This window comes from Pseudoduganella albidiflava, assembly GCF_004322755.1.
Lineage (GTDB): Bacteria > Pseudomonadota > Gammaproteobacteria > Burkholderiales > Burkholderiaceae_D > Rugamonas > Rugamonas albidiflava.
This window is the reverse complement of sequence record NZ_CP036401.1, coordinates 2,983,497-2,999,462: the sequence shown is the minus strand read 5'-3', so window position 1 is coordinate 2,999,462 and position 15,966 is coordinate 2,983,497. Positions and strand designations below refer to the sequence as shown.

General features: G+C 69.2%; 11 protein-coding genes. 3 read left to right on the top strand and 8 right to left on the bottom strand.

Going from position 1 to position 15,966, the window contains the following annotated elements; genetic code table 11:
- Positions 1-57: 57 nt before the first annotated feature.
- Positions 58-6,117: an anti-phage protein ProA gene (proA, locus tag EYF70_RS12430; protein WP_131145689.1), complete on the top strand. Its 6,060-nt coding sequence runs from the start codon at positions 58-60 to the stop codon at positions 6,115-6,117.
- A 27-nt stretch (positions 6,118-6,144) separates the two neighbouring features.
- Here proA and EYF70_RS12425 read toward each other — a convergent pair whose 3' ends face one another.
- The 7 genes from EYF70_RS12425 to EYF70_RS12395 form a co-directional block, all read right to left on the bottom strand.
- Positions 6,145-6,399: a hypothetical protein gene (locus tag EYF70_RS12425; RefSeq protein ID WP_131145688.1), complete on the bottom strand. Its 255-nt coding sequence runs from the start codon at positions 6,397-6,399 to the stop codon at positions 6,145-6,147.
- Positions 6,400-6,414: 15 nt separating this feature from the next.
- Complete coding sequence (locus tag EYF70_RS12420) at positions 6,415-7,185, bottom strand: DNA/RNA non-specific endonuclease (protein WP_131145687.1); 771 nt, start codon at positions 7,183-7,185, stop codon at positions 6,415-6,417.
- Between the two features lie 122 nt (positions 7,186-7,307).
- The gene (locus EYF70_RS12415; RefSeq protein ID WP_131145686.1) at positions 7,308-7,652 is read right to left on the bottom strand and encodes a hypothetical protein; all 345 of its coding nucleotides are present in this window, start codon (positions 7,650-7,652) and stop codon (positions 7,308-7,310) included.
- 169 nt (positions 7,653-7,821) lie between these two features.
- Positions 7,822-8,799, bottom strand: coding sequence for a response regulator (locus EYF70_RS12410; RefSeq protein WP_131145685.1), 978 nt, complete (start codon positions 8,797-8,799; stop codon positions 7,822-7,824).
- Positions 8,796-10,079, bottom strand: coding sequence for a hybrid sensor histidine kinase/response regulator (locus EYF70_RS12405; protein ID WP_165497646.1), 1,284 nt, complete (start codon positions 10,077-10,079; stop codon positions 8,796-8,798). Before EYF70_RS12405 ends, EYF70_RS12410 begins: the two co-directional genes overlap by 4 nt.
- Positions 10,079-11,398 (bottom strand): sensor histidine kinase, encoded by a 1,320-nt coding sequence (locus EYF70_RS12400; RefSeq protein ID WP_229420833.1) that lies wholly within the window; start codon positions 11,396-11,398, stop codon positions 10,079-10,081. Before EYF70_RS12400 ends, EYF70_RS12405 begins: the two co-directional genes overlap by 1 nt.
- 20 nt (positions 11,399-11,418) lie before the next feature.
- Complete coding sequence (locus tag EYF70_RS12395; protein WP_131145682.1) at positions 11,419-12,813, bottom strand: class I SAM-dependent methyltransferase; 1,395 nt, start codon at positions 12,811-12,813, stop codon at positions 11,419-11,421.
- A gap of 179 nt (positions 12,814-12,992) precedes the next feature.
- On the opposite strand from EYF70_RS12395, the gene EYF70_RS12390 reads away from it, so the two are divergent.
- Both EYF70_RS12390 and EYF70_RS12385 read left to right on the top strand, forming a co-directional pair.
- Positions 12,993-14,063, top strand: a complete 1,071-nt coding sequence (locus EYF70_RS12390; RefSeq protein WP_131145681.1) for a flavodoxin family protein — start codon at positions 12,993-12,995, stop codon at positions 14,061-14,063.
- A 121-nt stretch (positions 14,064-14,184) separates the two neighbouring features.
- Complete coding sequence (locus EYF70_RS12385; RefSeq protein WP_131145680.1) at positions 14,185-14,562, top strand: hypothetical protein; 378 nt, start codon at positions 14,185-14,187, stop codon at positions 14,560-14,562.
- Here EYF70_RS12385 and EYF70_RS12380 read toward each other — a convergent pair.
- Positions 14,543-15,787: a glycosyltransferase gene (locus EYF70_RS12380; RefSeq protein WP_131145679.1), complete on the bottom strand. Its 1,245-nt coding sequence runs from the start codon at positions 15,785-15,787 to the stop codon at positions 14,543-14,545. The genes EYF70_RS12385 and EYF70_RS12380 overlap by 20 nt on opposite strands.
- Positions 15,788-15,966: the final 179 nt, after the last annotated feature.

Below are 15,966 nucleotides of genomic sequence, written 5' to 3'. Positions count from 1 at the left end.
ACATCGTTCCTGATAACATTGGCAGGATAGCCAGCCATCTCCTCGCCAATGCCGCCCATGCCACCAGACCACACCGCCAGTACCGATCAACCTGCCCTGCCCCTGGCGGTCGCGTTCACCGCCGATGCGACCACCGGCTACGCGGCCATGCAGAACGACGTGCCGGTGGTGCGTGCCATCGCGCTCACCAATGCCGGCACGGCCGCGCTGACGAATCTCGACGTGGCGATCGTGTGCCACCCCGCCTTCGCCACCGGCCCGGTGTACCGCTTCGAGCACCTCGCTGCGGGCGAAACCCGCACCATCGCACCGGTCGACCTGAAACCGGAGCATGCCTGGCTGAGCGGCCTGGACGAAGCCGAACGCGCCAGCGTGACGCTGACCGCGCGGGCCGATGGCCATGCGCCCCTGGAAGCACGCCATGACATCACGGTGCTCGCCTACGACCAGTGGGCCGGCACGCGGCTGCTGCCGGAGTTGCTGGCGGCCTTCTGCATGCCCAACTCGCGCGTGGTCGACCACCTGCTCGCCGCCGGCGCCACGCTGCTGCGCGAGGCGCCCGGCAGTGCTTCCCTGCACGGCTACCAGTCGCGCAACCGCGAGAAAGTGTGGCAGCAGGTCTCGGCCCTGTACGGCGCGGTGCTGGCGCAGGACCTGCACTACGCCAATCCGCCGGCATCGTTCGGTACCGACGGCCAGAAGATCCGTACGCCCGAACGCATCCTCGAAACCAAGGTTGCCACCTGCCTGGACCTGGCCATGCTGTTCGCCGCCTGCCTGGAACAGGCCGGCCTGCACCCGGTCGTGCTGCTGAAGGAGGGCCACGCCTGGGTCGGCGTGTGGCTGGTCGATACCTGCTTCCCCACCGCGCTGGTGGACGATGCGCAGTCGGTGCGCAAGCGCGTGCGCTCCGGTGAACTGATGGTGTTCGAGACCACCGGTGTCGCCGACGGCCGGCGCCAGCCGCTGCGCCTGGCCTGCGTGGCCGGCGAAGAGCACCTGGCTGACGACGCCGCGTTTGCCTGCGCGATCGACATCCGCCGTGCGCGCACGCTGCACATCCGCCCCCTGCCTTCGCGCACCGCGCCCGCCGCGGCCGAACCCGTGGTCGAACAGGATACGCTGGCGATCGAGCCGATGCCGCCGCTGCCGCCGCTCGACCCGGCGCTGCTGCCGGCCGCCGAGGCGCCGGCCGATACGCCGGAAGGCCGCCTGGCACGCTGGAAAAGCCGGCTGCTCGACCTCACGCTGCGCAACCGCCTGCTGAACTTCAAGCCGGCGAAGACCACGCTGCGGGTGATCTGCCCAGACCCTGGCGCGCTCGAGGACACGCTGGCCGACGGCACGGAGTTCCGCCTGCGCGCGGCGCCCGTGCTGATGGGCGGCACGGACCCGCGCGACGCCGCCAGTTTCACGGCCCGGGCCGGCGCCACGCCGCTCGATGCGCTGGCCGCCGAAGCGCTGGGCCGCAACGAGATCCTGGTCGACGTGCCGGCGGGGCTGGACGATGCCGCGCTCGAAGCCCGCCTGCTGGAAATCTACCGCGCTGCCGGCACCAGCCTCGAGGAAGGCGGCGCCAACACGCTGTTCCTCGTGTTCGGCTTGCTGGAATGGCGCGAGGAAGCGGATGCCGAGGCCTCCCACCAGGCGCCCATCCTGCTGGTGCCCGTCACGCTCACCCGCCAGTCGGTGCGCAGCGGCTTCCGGCTGGCGCGCCACGATGACGAAGCCCTGGTCAACCCGACCCTGGTGCAGAAGCTGGCGCAGGATTTCCAGCTCAAGCTGCCGGCTTTCGACGTGCTGCCCGCCGACGACAAGGGCATCGACGTGGCCGGCATCCTGCAAGCGTTCCGGCTGCACGTGGCCGAACTGAAAGGGTGGGAAGTGCACGCGCAAGTCCACCTGGGCATCTTCTCGTTCACCAAGTACCTCATGTGGAAGGACTTGCAGGACCGCCACCGGCAATTGCAGGAAAATCCCGTGGTCGCCCAGCTGGTCGAGCATCCGGGCGAGGCGTTCGCGCCGGCCGCCCTGGGGTTCGAGCCCCGCACGCTCGATGCCAGCCACCGTCCCGAAGACCTGTTCGCGCCGCTGCTGGCCGACTCTTCGCAGTTGCGGGCGATCTGCGTGGCCGGCAGCGGCACCAGCCTCGTCATCGAAGGGCCACCCGGCACGGGCAAGAGCCAGACCATCACGAACCTGATCGCCCACCTGCTGGCGGCCGGCAAGTCGGTGCTGTTCGTGTCGGAAAAGATGGCCGCGCTGGAGGTGGTACAGCGCCGCCTGAACGCGGTCGGCCTGGGACCGTTCAGCCTGGAGCTGCACTCGTCGAAGGCGAAGAAGGCCGACGTGATCCGCCAGCTGGGCGTCGCGCTCGACGCGGCCGGCACCCGCAGCGTCAGGGAATGGGAGCTGGAGGCGGCGCGCCTGGCCGCGCTGCGCGGCGAACTGAACGACGTCGCCGTGGCGCTGCACCGCCTGCACCCGAACGACCTCACGATATACGACGCCATCGGCACATGCATCGACCATGCCGGCGAACGCCCCGCACAGTTTTCCTGGCCCGACCCGGACGCCCATACCCGCAGCGAACTCGAAGCATGGCGCGAGACCAGCCGGCAGATCGGCGCGCTGGCCAGCCAGTTGCCGACGCTGGCCGGCCATGCATTGGGCCGCATCGGCACGGCGGCGTGGTCGCCGTCGTGGGAACAGGATCTGCTCGACAGTGCCAACGCGCTGGCTGCGCGCAACACGGCCCTCGGCGGCGCCAGCACCGGGCCGCTGCGCTTGCTGGGTGCCGCGCCGGAAGGCCTGTCGCTGGCCGACTTCGCCGCGCTGGACCGCCTGGCCGAGGCATTGCTGCAGGCGCCTCGGGTGCCGGCCGGCGTGGCGCGGGTGGCGCACGACACGGCGGCCCGCGCGCGGCTGGCGGTGCTGCGCGAACACGGCGTGGCCCGCAACCGCGCCTGGGAAGCGCTGGCGGGCACGTATGCCGACGATGCCACGCAGCTGTCCGGTTCGGAACTGCGGCGTGAATGGGCGGCCGCCCAGTCGGCCTGGTGGCCGAAAAGCTGGTTTGCCCGGCGCGTCCTGCTGAAGCGCCTGCAGGGCTACCGGCGCGACGGGCAGGCGCCGGCGCCCGCCGACATGCCGGCCCTGCTCGACGCGCTGGGCAAGGTCAACGAACAGGATGCCGCGCTGGCCAGCCTGTCGGGCGAGGCCGGCACGCTGCTGCAAGGCGACTTCGCCGGCCACCGCACCGACTGGGAAGCGGTGGCGCGCGCCGAACGCTGGGCCAGGGAGTTCGCCGATGCCGTCGTCCGCCTCGCCGGCGGCGACGCGGAACTGGCCGCCGCCCTGCGCGCCAACGTTCTGCCCTATGTCACCGAGAACCGTGCGCTGCTGGCCGCCGACGCGCCGCTCGGCGCCGGCCTGGCCGCCTACCGCGATGCCTGGCGCGAGTTTTCCACGCAGTTGCGCAATACCTCGAACCTGGGCGGCTGCGGCGACAACCTGGGCCTCGACACCGCCGCCGAGGGCGCGTTGGCGCGCATCGCGGCGATCCTCGAAGGCTGGCAGCAGCATGCGCGGCAGCTGCGGCCGTGGTGCCTGTGGCAAGGCGTGCGCGCCCGCGCCATCGCGGGCGGTCTGCAAGGCATCGTCGCCGCGCTGGAATCGGGCTCGGTGGCGCTGGACCGGGTGCCGGAGCATTTCGAATACAGCTACCGGAACTGGTGGGTGCGCAAGGCGATCGACCGCGAGCCCGTGCTGTGCGCCTTTTCCAGTGCCGACCATGAACGCAAGATCCGTGAATTCCGCCAGGCCGACGAGCGCTTCCAGCAGCTCACGCAGCAATACGTGGTCGCCGCGCTGGCGGCGCGCGTTCCCGCCAGCGCCGCCGCGGCAGCGCTGGCGCCCGGCTCCGATTCCGAGCTGGGCCGGCTGCGCCGCGAACTGCAGAAGCAGCGCCGGCACATGCCGATCCGCCAGCTGATCGCCGGGCTGCCGACGCTGCTGCCGCGGCTGAAACCTTGCCTGCTGATGTCGCCGCTGTCGGTCGCCCAGTACCTCGACGCCGCCCATGCGCAGTTCGACGTCGTCATCTTCGACGAAGCGTCGCAGATTCCCGTGTGGGACGCGGTGGGCGCCATCGCCCGCGGCAGGCAGCTGGTCTGCGTGGGCGATCCGAAGCAGTTGCCGCCCACCAGCTTCTTCAGCCGTGGCGATGACGGCGAAGGCCCGGCCGACAGCGAAGTGCAGGACCTGGAAAGCATCCTCGACGAATGCCTCGGCATCGGCCTGCCGGAACTGACGCTGAACTGGCACTACCGCAGCCGCCACGAAAGCCTGATCGCCTTCAGCAATGCCGCCTACTACGGCAACGAGCTGGTCACCTTCCCCTCGCCCGTCACCGCGGACACCGCGGTGCGCTTCCAGCACGTGCCGGGCGTCTACGACCGGGGCGGCAGCAAGACCAACCGGGCCGAGGCCGAGGCCATCGTGGCGGCCATCGAGCAGCATTACCTGGACGCGGCGCGCCGCCGGCACACGCTGGGTGTGGTCACCTTCAACAGCGCCCAGCAGCAGCTGATCGAACGGCTGCTCGAGGCGCGCCGCCGCGCCAACCCGGCGCTGGACACCGCCATCGCCCAGCCGGACCAGGAAGCGCTGTTCATCAAGAACCTGGAAAACGTGCAGGGCGACGAGCGCGACATCATCCTGTTCTCCATTACCTACGGGCCGGATGCCCAGGGCAAGGTAAGCCTGAATTTCGGCCCGCTCAACCTGGAGGGCGGCCAGCGCCGGCTGAACGTGGCGATTTCCCGCGCGCGGCAGGCGGTCATCATCTACAGCACGCTGCTGCCGGAACAGATCGACCCGGCGCGGGTGCGCGCCGCGGGGGTCCTCGACCTGCGCAATTACCTGGAATTCGCCATCCGCGGGCCTGCTGCGCTGGCTGCGCGGCATTCTTCCCCTGCGCTGGCTGCGCGGCATTCTTCCCCTGCGCTGGCTGCGCGGCATTCTTCCCCTGCGCTGGCCGCGCGGCCGGGCGATACCGCGACAGGTGCGAACACGGCCCCGGGCACGCCGGCGAGCGGCGGCTTCGAACGCCAGGTGGCCGCCGCCCTGCGCGCACACGGCTGGACCGTGCACCAGCGGGTCGGCGTGTCGGCCTACCGCGTCGACCTGGGCGTGGTGGACCCGGGCGCGCCGGGCCGCTACCTGCTGGGCATCGAATGCGACGGCCCCTCCTACCATTCCGGCGCCACCGCGCGCGATTGCGACCGCCTGCGCCAGCATGTGCTGGAGAGCCTGGGCTGGAACCTGGCCAGGGTCTGGTCCACCGACTGGTGGCTCGATCCGGAGCCACCGCTGACGGCCCTGCTGGCCAAGCTCGACGGGCTGATGCAGCGGCGCGAAGCGCCGGTGGCCGACGATGCCGCTCCCGCCGCGCCGGCAGCGGCGGAGCAGCCAGCATCGCCCGCGGCGGAAGATGGCGACGAGTCATCCGCCACGGTGCAGGCGCAGGCCACGCCGGGCGCTGCCCTGTACCTGCCGGTGACGCTGCCGAAAGGCGATCCGGAACGGTTCTACGAGCCGGCCGCCGCCGCCGAGCTGCGCCACCAGCTGCACCGCATCATCCATGAGGAGGGGCCGGTGGCGCAGGCGGCATTGTTCCGCCGGATCATTCGTGCGTGGGGACTGGCACGCACCGGCTCGCGCATCGAGAAGCACCTGGCGGCACTGCTGCCGGCGGGGGTGCGGACCACCGGCGAGGATGGCGTGTTCTACTGGCCGGAGCAGCTGGACCCGGCCACGTGGGAGGGCTACCGGCTGCCCGGCGCGGAACCGGAGTCGAAGCGCGCCATCGATGAAATCTGCCTGGAAGAACTGGGCAATATCGCCCTGTACGTGCTGGCCCAGCAGGGCGGCACCACCCAGGCGGGCCTGGTGCGCGCCGTGTCCCGGCTGCTGGGCATGGCGCGTACCGGCGCCGAGGCGGAAGCACGCATCGGCCGGGCGCTGGCCCATGGGCGCCTGGCCGGCCTGGTCGCCGTCAACGATGGCGTGGTGTCCGCACGGGGCGACGCCTCCATGGATACGGGCCCGGCCTGACTTCGATTCCGGCGCGCGGCCGGTCCGTCAGTCGAACGGGTTGGCGACCTTCTTCACCGCCGGCGGCGGCAGCGTCGCCGGCAAGTCCTTCTGGCCTTCCAGTTTCGCCAGCGCCGCGCCGAGCAGCTGGTGCAGCGCGCGCGCATGCTCGAGGCCCTTGCGGTCCAGCGTAAGGTCGATGTCGCCATCGATGGTGATCCGGTCGAGACGGTTCTCGATGGTCAGGCCGCCGATCGTCAGCACGTCGGCTTCGTTCGCGTAGGGCACGAATTTCTTGCTCATCCTGGGTTATCCTTTCTATCCTTTGCGCTTGCCGGGCTTCGGCAGCTTCAGCATCACGGCCTTCTGCCGCGCCGTCAGCGACGGTATCAGATCAATGCCGATCCTGCTTTCCAGTTGGGCGATCGTCATGGTCTGCGGCCTGGCGTCGGCCTCGTTGGCCACGAACCAGGCGCCGCCGGCCCCCTGGCGCGGGCTGTACACCACCTTGTACAGGTGGCTCGGCACCAGCACATTGCCCACCTTGCGCAAGTCGCTGCCCAGGAAGGCGGGCCCGGTGATCACGTACAGGTCGCCCTCCTTCTTGACCATCTTGCGCACGGCGCTTTCGATGCCGGCCCACACGTGGCGGTTATTGTCGGCATCCTGCGGCACCATGTTGGCCAGCGTGAAGCTCTGGTACTGGCTGGTCTCGTCCGGCATGTTGCCGCTGGGCGCCATGTGCCCCCGGTCGAAGCCGCTGCGCGCATAGTCGGCCAGTTCGGCGCGCTGCGCCTTCGGCAGCCGGCTCTCGGCGTGGAAGGCGTTATCGCGCGACATGTCCTCGGCCGCCGCGATGCGCCGCGGCGTCAGGTGCTCGGCCGACCACAGCGGCGTGCGCGTGACACCGCTGTGCATCACGCCGAACACGTTGTAGCACAGCGGGCGGGTGGCGCGCGCCAGCTTTTCATTGAGGATGCGCGGCGCCTGGCCTTCCAGGTAATGCTGGGGGCAGGCTTCGGCGGCGAAGACGGTTGGGCAGAGCAGGACCGCCGCGACAGCGGCGGCGTAAAGCGGGCGGATGAACATCGGGTGGCGGCGATCAGGGAGAATGCGAGAGGCGCATTCTAACGGACCGCCAATTGCCGCAGCAAGCGCACGGGGCCGCCGAACAGCCCCGTGCCGGCCTCGATGCGCTGCTTACCGCTGCGTCAATGCAGCCGGTCGAGCGCCTCCAGCACACCCTTGCGGTTCTTGTGCTTCACCTCGTAGGTACGCACCTTGCGGCGCTGCGCGGCCGTGAGCTCGGCCAGCGCGCCCTTCACCTGGGGCACCGTCAGGTGCTCGTAGTTGGCGATCGGCACGCTGCGGTCGGGCGACGCGCCGGCCCGGTCCTTGGCCTTGGCGCCCTCCGTTTCGCCGAACTGCTTGCGCTGCTTGTTGACGATGCGCGCCGCCACTTCCTCCTCGCGGCCCTTGTAGCGCCCTTCCTTCTCGAACTGCTTTTCAAGCTTCTGGTATTCCTGTTCCCGTTTCGGGCTGGCACCTCGCGGCATGATGTCCTCCATGGTCGATGTTTGTTCCATGGTAGCGAAAGCGCCGCCGGCCGGGCGCACGCGTATCAGAACTGCCCGATCCAGCCGGCCAGCGCCTGCGGCGTGGGCGCAAGAATATTAAAACTGCTCGATCCAGCCGGCCAGCGCCTGCGGCGTGGGCGCATGAATATTAAAACTGCTCGATCCAGCCGGCCAGCGCCTGCGGCGTGGGCGCGGCATCGATTGGCGCTAGCCGGACGCGGACGCCGTCCGGCCCGCCGGATACCTGCAGCGTCTGGCCGTGCCGGCCCAGCCACAGCAGCACCGCCAGCCAGGCCGCGTGCGTGCTCGACACCGCGCTGGCGGTGGGCGTCTCGAGGAATTCGGTCAGGCGCGCGGTGTGCACGATGACGCCGCCGTCGGCGGTGCGCTGGAAGCCATCGTCGAAGACCTCCGCCAGCAAGCCGAATACGTCGCCCGGCACGCCGCCGCCGCCGGCCAGCGCATCGAGCCTGGCCCGCACCAGGCACCCGAACGCGGCGCCGCGGAAGGCTTCGGAACTGATCAGGTCCGAGTAATCCATCATCAGCCAGTCCGGTTCCGGCGGGGTCAGCCCGGCGCACAACGCCGCGGACAGGTAGGCATCGACCGGCACCGCGGCGGCATCGGCGGCCACCCCGGCGCACAGGGCGTACAGCGTGCCGATGCGGTTGGCCACCGCCTGCTTCTGGCGGATCAGCAGTTTTTCACGCAGCAGCTGGGCATGCTCGCGCCGCAGCCGCGCCAGCTCGACCGCCTGGCGCATTTCCATGCGCAGCGCGGCGATGTCCCAGGGTTTCTGGATATAGCGGTGGATCTGCCCCTGGTTGACGGCTTCGACAGTGTGCGCCATTTCCGAGTAGGCCGTGGTCAAAATGCGCACGATGTGCGGGTAGCGGTCCCACGCATAGAACAGCAGTTCGTTGCCGTACGCGCCGGGCATGCGCTGGTCGGACACCAGCACGGCGATGGACTCGGCATGCTGGTCCAGCATGCGCTTGCCTTCCTCGACGGATCCCGCCGTGTACACGGTGGCTTGCGCGGCCAGCGCGCGCTGGAAATACTTCAGGGCCGTCGGCTCGTCGTCGACGTACAGGATGGCTGGCAGTGATTTGGCGGCGTCGCTCATGCTTGTTCCTTTGGCGATCCGGGGAAGTTCATCGTGACGGTCATTCCCCGGCTTATTCTTGTAATGGGTTGCTTCTCTTGTTGCTGGCCTGGCTGCTGGCCCGGTTGTTGTCCCGATTGTTGTCCCGATTGTTGTCCCGGTTGTTGTCCCGATTGCTGGTCCCGTTCCCCGTCCCGCCCGCCGTCCGGCGCAAGCGTCCCCGGCTGGACACGCAGGTGCCCGCCGAACGACCGCATCACGCGGTTGCAGAAAATCAGGTCCCAGCCGTCGCCGTCCACGCCGTGCATCGGCACCGGGTCGAGCTGCAGCCGGTGCACGATATCGGGGGCGGCGCAGGCACCATTATGCTCGACGGCGATGGTGGACCGTGCGCCGGCGCCGACCGTCACGCGCAGCCACGGCCCGGGCTGGCCGCGCAGCGCGCGCAAGCCATTGTCGAGCAACGCGGACAAGACCAGCGCCACGCAGTTCGGCGCCGCGCGGATCGCGAAGTCGTGCGGCACGTCGACCGTGACGGCGGCCCGCTCGCCGTCACTCATCGGGTACGAGTCCAGCATCGCTGTCACCATCCGGTGGGCGCTGCCGCCAGCCAGCCTGGCCGCCGGTGCCAGCGCCGCGCGCTTGACGGAATCGACCAGGGCATCGAGCACTGCCCGGCAATAGCGCGCATTATCGTCGATGTGGGCCACGGCATTGCCGACCTGGGCGCGCACCGGCAGCCGGTCGAACGCCCCGCCCGGCTCTTCCCGGGTGTCGCTGACCCGCTGCGCCAGCGCGCGCGCAAAGCCGGCGATCGTCGCCAGCGGCGCGCCCAGTTCATGCGACAGGAACGCGACCGTCTCTTCCACCGCCAGCAGGCCGTGGTCGCGCGCGGCGCGGTCGCGGGCCCGGCGGATGGCTTCCGCGCTGGCCTGGCGCAACACTTCACGGAAGGCGTCCTGGCGCACCGGCTTTTCCAGCACGCGGAACACGTCGCCGCCATTCACCGTTTCCAGCAGCACTTCCTTGTCCGCATAGGCGGTGACCAGGATGCGCACCAGGCCCGGCCAGGTCCGCTCGACCTCGCGCAGCAGCACGCTGCCGGCCTTGCCCGGCATGCGGTAGTCGGTGATCAGCACATCGACTTCGTGGTCGGCCAGCACTGCCAGCGCCGCATCCACGCCGGGCGCGGTCAGCACCCGGTATTCATTGCCGAAGGCACGGCCGAAATACTTGCGGGCCATGTCCTCGTCGTCCACGTACAGCACGGTCGGCGTGCCGCCTTCCACGACCTGTTCCATCAACGCTCCCCGCCTGCCCGTGGCAGGTCGAATGTAAATCTGGTCCATTCTCCCGGCGTGCTCTCCGCCGTCAGGCGCCCGCCGTGCCGTTCGATCACGCTGTAGCAGATCGACAGCCCGAGCCCCAGGCCCTGGCCCACCTCGCGGGTGGTGAAGAACGGCTCGAACACGCGGCTCAGGTGTTCCGGCTCGATGCCGGGCCCGTTGTCGCGCACCGTGATGCGCAGCCGCGCACCGTCGTCGCAGGCGCCGATGACGATCTCCGGCGCCGCCGTGCCACCCTTGCGCAGCGCCAGCGCGGCATTGCCGAGCAGGTTGATCAGCACGCCGACGATGGCCGCTTCGTCGCCCTGCACCAGGGTAGCCACGGCGATCTCGCGCCGGATCGCGATCCCCTTGGTTTCATGGCCGACCAGCCGCACGGCCGCGTCGACCGCCCGCTCCAGCACGAACGCGTCGCTGCCGGTATGTTCCTTGCGGTAGGCGAACGTCTTCAGGTCCGACACGATGTACTGCACCCGCTGCATGCCCTGCCTGGCATCGTCGAGGCATTCGAGCAGCATCGGGCTGCCTTGCGCCACCGGGTCTTCCAGCGCCACGTCGATCGCCATCAGGCAGAAGTTGACCGGGTTGTTCACTTCGTGGAGCAGGCCGGCCGACAGCGTGCCCAGGGCCGCCATCTTTTCCTGCTGCAGCATCTGCCCCTTGATCTCGGCGAGGCTGCGGTTGGTGTGTTCCAGCTCGTCGTTCTTCTGTGCCAATTCTTCCTTCAGCTCGAACAGCTGGCGCCGCCCCCGCTCGTTGTAGAAGGTGTACACCGTGCTGGCGGCCACCGAGAACAGGATGATCGTCGCGTGGAAAAGGAACTGCGCATGGTCGGTCACCCCCTCCGGCCGGGTGGTACAGGCGATCCAGTAGGCCAGCAGCGTCAGCACGCCGTAGGCCATCGTGTACATGAAGCCGACCGGGAACAGCGTGCCGACCGCGAAGATGGTCAGGATGATGCCGGCGTAGAACAGCGATGCCTCGCCCTGCGTGGCGTGGATCATCCACGCGATCATCGCCTGGGGGAAGGTCAGCCAGACGAACGTCACGGCGTGCACGTGGCGCTTGCCGAAGGCCGTGTACAGCACGCCGAGGCCGGCTAGCACGCCGATGCTGGTGATGAAGCGCGCCACGGCGAAGCGCCCCATCATCTCCGGATACACGGCGAAGTCGAGCACGAAGCCCAGCAGCACCAGCACGATCACGGTGACCGCGCAGGCGCGGCTCTGCATCAGGTGGAAACCGGCCAGCTCCTTCGCGTAGCTGCCGCGCATCGGTCTCGCGGCGGCGGCCATCAGGGCTGGACCGTGGTTTCGGCAAACACGTTCACCCCGGTCGGATCCGTGTACAGGTGTGTTTCGCCGCGCCGCGCCGGCAGGATCGCCTCCATCCGGGCCTCGTCGCGGTAGACCAGGTACCACTCGAGGATATGCTCCATGCTGAAGCGCTCCGGGTTGGCACTGTGCACGTTGGTGACCAGCATCCGGCCGCCGGGCCGCGTGCGCGCGGCGAAGTGGCTGGTGAGCCGGGCGCAGACCTTGTCCGACAGGTAGTCGAACAGGCCGGCGCAATACACCGCGTCGAATTCGGCACCGCCGTCCACCGGCTGGCGGCGCTTGAGCAGCTGCTGCACCGAATCCTGCACATAGTCGATGCGGGTGCGGCGGCCGGTGGCACGCTGCACGGCGTCCAGACGCTCGCGCGTCCAGTCCAGCGTTTCGGCGGAAAAATCCATCAGCTCGAACGACAGCAGCTCGGGCTGGTCGAACTTTTCCAGGAAGCGGGCGATTTCCTCGGCCGGGCCGCAACCCACGTTGAGCACGCGGAACGGCCGCCCCGCGGCGCGCGCGCCCTGCGCCAGGCCGATCAGGTACTGCACGAGGATATCGATGCGGTGCCGGTGGGCGGTGGCCACGGCGGTTTGCAGGAATGCCGTGTTCACCACCTGGAAGTAGGTGTTCGGCCCCTCGCGCGGGTTGCCGAGGATCTGGTTGACCATCTGGTAGTCGCCCGCGTAGCCGAGCGGCTTGGTCACCGTGCGGAACACGAACGGCGCGCGCAGGATCAGCGGATGCAGGGCGCCCTGGGCAAACGCGCGGTGCGCCGGCGCCAGCGCCTCGTCGACCAGCGACGCCTCGTGATTGAGCTGGTCGAAACAGGCCTTCATCTTGCCCATCAGCGGCAATGCCAGTTCCTGGAAGTACTCGTCGGGCAGTTTCGCCGCGGGCCCCGCGCCGGACGTGACGTCCGACAGGTCCACCTGTTCCAGCCAGCGCGCCGCGTTGGCCAGGAACGCCCGCGTTTCATTCACGATGATCTGGTAGTCGCGCCGGATGCGGAAGCGCTCGCCCCACTCCTCGACGAAGGCCTGCGCCTTGCGGCCCAGCACCCCGGGCGCCAGCGCCACCTCGCTCAGTTCGCGCCACTCGTCGACCAGGCTGGCCGACACCACGGCTGTCAGGCCCGTGTTGACGATGCTGTTCACCACCGCCTTGCCGACGTAGACGGCGCGCTCGCCCATCCGCACCGTCAGTTCGCCCAGCACTTCGCTGACCTGGATGATCGACCACGGGTTGTACACTTCCATCACGAGCGAGCGGCGCTGCAGGTTGACGATGGTGGCGCGCACCGCCTCGCCCTGGGTATTGTAGAAACTGACGAGCGGATCGATGTGCGTTGGTGAATACACGAGTGGGCTTTTGCTTGCAATAGTAATGTCGAGTGTACATGGATGTAGATGAGCCTGCAATGAAGGCCACTCGGCCGCCAGGGGACGCCAGCGCGGCAGTACGCTGTCCTGGACGGTACGGTACCGTACAGATCGCCGGGCGCGGCGGATGCGACATTGGCGCTACTGGAGGAGACACCATGACGCAGGTACGCACTGACCAGGCGCCCGGCAAGCTGGACCGGGAAGCCTTCCACCGCAAGTTCACGCAATCGTTCTACGATCCCCGCTTCGATCCGCTGCGCGACGACATCGCCAGGCTGGAGGAAATCGCCTGGCGCAACTACTGCGACAGCCGCAAGGCGCCGGTTACCGTGAAGGCCGGCCCGGGCTTCGCCGACCCGGACTACGACCTGGCCAAGGAGTGGAAGGAAGCCAGCGACAGGCTGGCCGCCGCGGAGCGGCGCCAGAAGGATCCGGCTACGCCGTCGCGCGTGCTGGTGATCTGCGGCGCCTCGCGCAACGACGGCACCTGCCCGGGCGAAATGTCGAAGAGCTACCGCATGGTGCAATGGGCGCGCACCGCGCTGGAGACAGAAGGCATCGAGGTCGACGTGCTCGACCTGTCGCTGGTCACTTCCACGTACAGTCACCACATCCACCCGTGCAAGGGCTGCGTATCGACGGCGATGCCGCTGTGCCACTGGCCCTGCAGTTGCTACCCGAACCACAGCCTGAACCAGGTCAACGACTGGATGAACGAGATCTACGAACGCTGGGTGCTGGCCCACGGCGTGCTGATCGTCGCCCCCACCTACTGGTACCAGTCGCCTTCGCCCCTGAAATCGATGATCGACCGGCTGGTGTGCGCCGATGGCGGCAACCCCGATCCGACCAGCACGCACGGCAAGGATGCGGAACAGGCCAAGGAACTGGAATTGCGCGGCTGGGATTACCCTAAGCACCTGGCCGGGCGGGCCTATGGCGTGGTGGTGCATGGCGACGTGGCGGGCGTGGAAAGCCAGCGCCGCAACCTGGCCGACTGGCTCGACTGGATGGGCCTGATCGGCGCCGGCCAGCAGGCCGTGTTCGACCGGTACATCGGCTATTACGAGTCATACGCGGAAAGCCACGATACGCTGGACCGGGATGCGCCGCTGCAGGAGGAAGTGCGCAACAGCGCCCGCGCCGTGGCGGAGGCGGTGCGGCAGATCCGGGCCGGCAAGCTGGTGCCGCCGGATGCGCGGCTGCGCAAGCCGCGGCCGAAGTGATGGCGAGGGACCGGCGGTCGACTGCTCACCGTCGTGTGCATCACGGACGATAATACGGGGCGCGGCGGCTTTCACGGCGCGCGCAAAGCCGCTTCCGATTCCTCCAGTCTCGACACCAGCCATGCAAAAACCGACCTACCAGGCTCTCCTGCGAATCCCTTCCGAAGAACATCCGCGGATCCTTTATGCCAGCGGTTCCCCCGCTCCGCAGGGCAATCCCCGCTTCTACAAGTACCTGTGGCAGGTGTTCAGCCTGCAATCGCCATGGGAAGGCGGCGAGTTCTTCGCCCATGCGCCGGTACTCTGCAATGCCGATGTCGAGAAGGAAGTACAGCGGCTCGTGGACCTGAACCTGTCCTGCCTGGTGTATGGATTCCGCCGTCCGCGCAGGGATCCCGCCAACCCGTGGGATTTGACCAGCCCCAGGTGGCAAGGGGTCCGGTTCGCCGTGTCGTGGGACGAGGATACCGATCCTGTCGTCATGGGCGGTCACAGGTAGCGGCGCTCGGCGGGCTTCCGGACCGGGCCGCGGCGACCTGCCGCTCGAACAGGTCCACTACTCGTTCCGCCCGTTCCAGCAAGGTGCGTTCGCCGCGCCGGTGCGCGAACGCGGCGGCCGCGGCGCGGAAGCGGCCATCGTCCAGCAGCGAGCGCACGGCCGCGCGCCAGTCGCCATCGGGCTTGACCCGCGCGCCATTGATGCCGCCGCCCCAGCTCTCGACCCGCCGCGCCAGCAGGAACTGCTCCAGGTGCATCGGCAGCAGCAGCACGGGAACGCCGGCCAGCAGGGATTGCACCACCGTCGCGTCGCCCGCATGGCACACGCACAGCGCCGCGCCGTGCAGCGCCGCCTCGATGGCGACCGGTTGCGATGAATACGCGATCGCGGGGGACGCCAGCGGCGCCGGCCGGCCGCCCGCCACCTCGGGCAGGTAGCACAGCACCCGGCACCCTTCGTCCACCAGCGCCTGCAGCACGGCGCCATGGGCCGGATGGTCGTGTTTCAGATAGGCAAATACGCGCGGGCCCGTGCCGGGCGGCCAGGCCGGTACGGCGCCGCCGAGCGGCATCGTCACCGGCCCGATCCACTCGCCCTCGGCCGCGGTGCGGCCATAGTGGTCGAATTCCGGCCACGTGCACAGCAGCGGCGCATCGCCCAGCAGCAGCCGCGCGGCATGCAGCAGTTCCGGCGCGCCGTGCATCTCCAGCACGGCATTGACCACGTTGAGCAGGTGCGCCTCGGCGCGCACCAGGCGCTGCGGCGCCACGCCTTCCCAGTCGCGCAGGCAGGGCAAGGCGCGGTCCGCGGGCGGACTGTAGAAACCGATCCCGACGGACGCCGTCGGGATGTGCAGCGTGCGCGCGGCCAGCAGCGCGGTGGGCGCATAGTCGGCCACCACGAGGTCCGGGCGCAGCATGTCGAACAGGGCGCGCCAGCCGGCCGTCAATCCGGCCAGGCCGGGTACTTCCAGGTAGCCGGCGGCCAGCAGGATCTCCGCCAGGCTGGCATGGTTGGGCGGCATGCCCTCGGTGCGGTGCAGCCAGACGGGGGCCTGGAAGCGGGGTACCGGCAGCTCGGCCAGCACGCGCTGGGTATATCCCAGGTCGCGCAGCGACAGGCTGACGCGGTGGCCGCGCGCGAGCAGCACGCGGGCCAGCGTCTTCAGCCGGCCGGCATGCCCCAGTCCGCCACCGATTTCCCAGGCAAGGTGGATGTGTGCCATGAGTTTCACTCCCAGGCGCCCGTCCGGGCGATGCCGATGCCGCCGGTCGGCGGTGCCACCGCGTGGCGCAACCATTATACGAGAGCGCTCGATGAGTGGAAGTCTCATTGCTGTAATCCCTCTCTTACACGGGCACGGGATGCTAGCCGCTACTCAGCGCAGCAGTGCCAACGCATACT

Coding starts and splice junctions, on each gene's coding strand:
- proA (WP_131145689.1), top strand. CDS start 58: ATGCCACCAGACCACACCGCCAGTACCGATCAACCTGCCCTGCCCCTG.
- EYF70_RS12425 (WP_131145688.1), bottom strand. CDS start 6,399: ATGAGCAAGAAATTCGTGCCCTACGCGAACGAAGCCGACGTGCTGACG.
- EYF70_RS12420 (WP_131145687.1), bottom strand. CDS start 7,185: ATGTTCATCCGCCCGCTTTACGCCGCCGCTGTCGCGGCGGTCCTGCTC.
- EYF70_RS12415 (WP_131145686.1), bottom strand. CDS start 7,652: ATGCCGCGAGGTGCCAGCCCGAAACGGGAACAGGAATACCAGAAGCTT.
- EYF70_RS12410 (WP_131145685.1), bottom strand. CDS start 8,799: ATGAGCGACGCCGCCAAATCACTGCCAGCCATCCTGTACGTCGACGAC.
- EYF70_RS12405 (WP_165497646.1), bottom strand. CDS start 10,079: ATGGAACAGGTCGTGGAAGGCGGCACGCCGACCGTGCTGTACGTGGAC.
- EYF70_RS12400 (WP_229420833.1), bottom strand. CDS start 11,398: ATGCGCGGCAGCTACGCGAAGGAGCTGGCCGGTTTCCACCTGATGCAG.
- EYF70_RS12390 (WP_131145681.1), top strand. CDS start 12,993: ATGACGCAGGTACGCACTGACCAGGCGCCCGGCAAGCTGGACCGGGAA.
- EYF70_RS12385 (WP_131145680.1), top strand. CDS start 14,185: ATGCAAAAACCGACCTACCAGGCTCTCCTGCGAATCCCTTCCGAAGAA.
- EYF70_RS12380 (WP_131145679.1), bottom strand. CDS start 15,787: ATGGCACACATCCACCTTGCCTGGGAAATCGGTGGCGGACTGGGGCAT.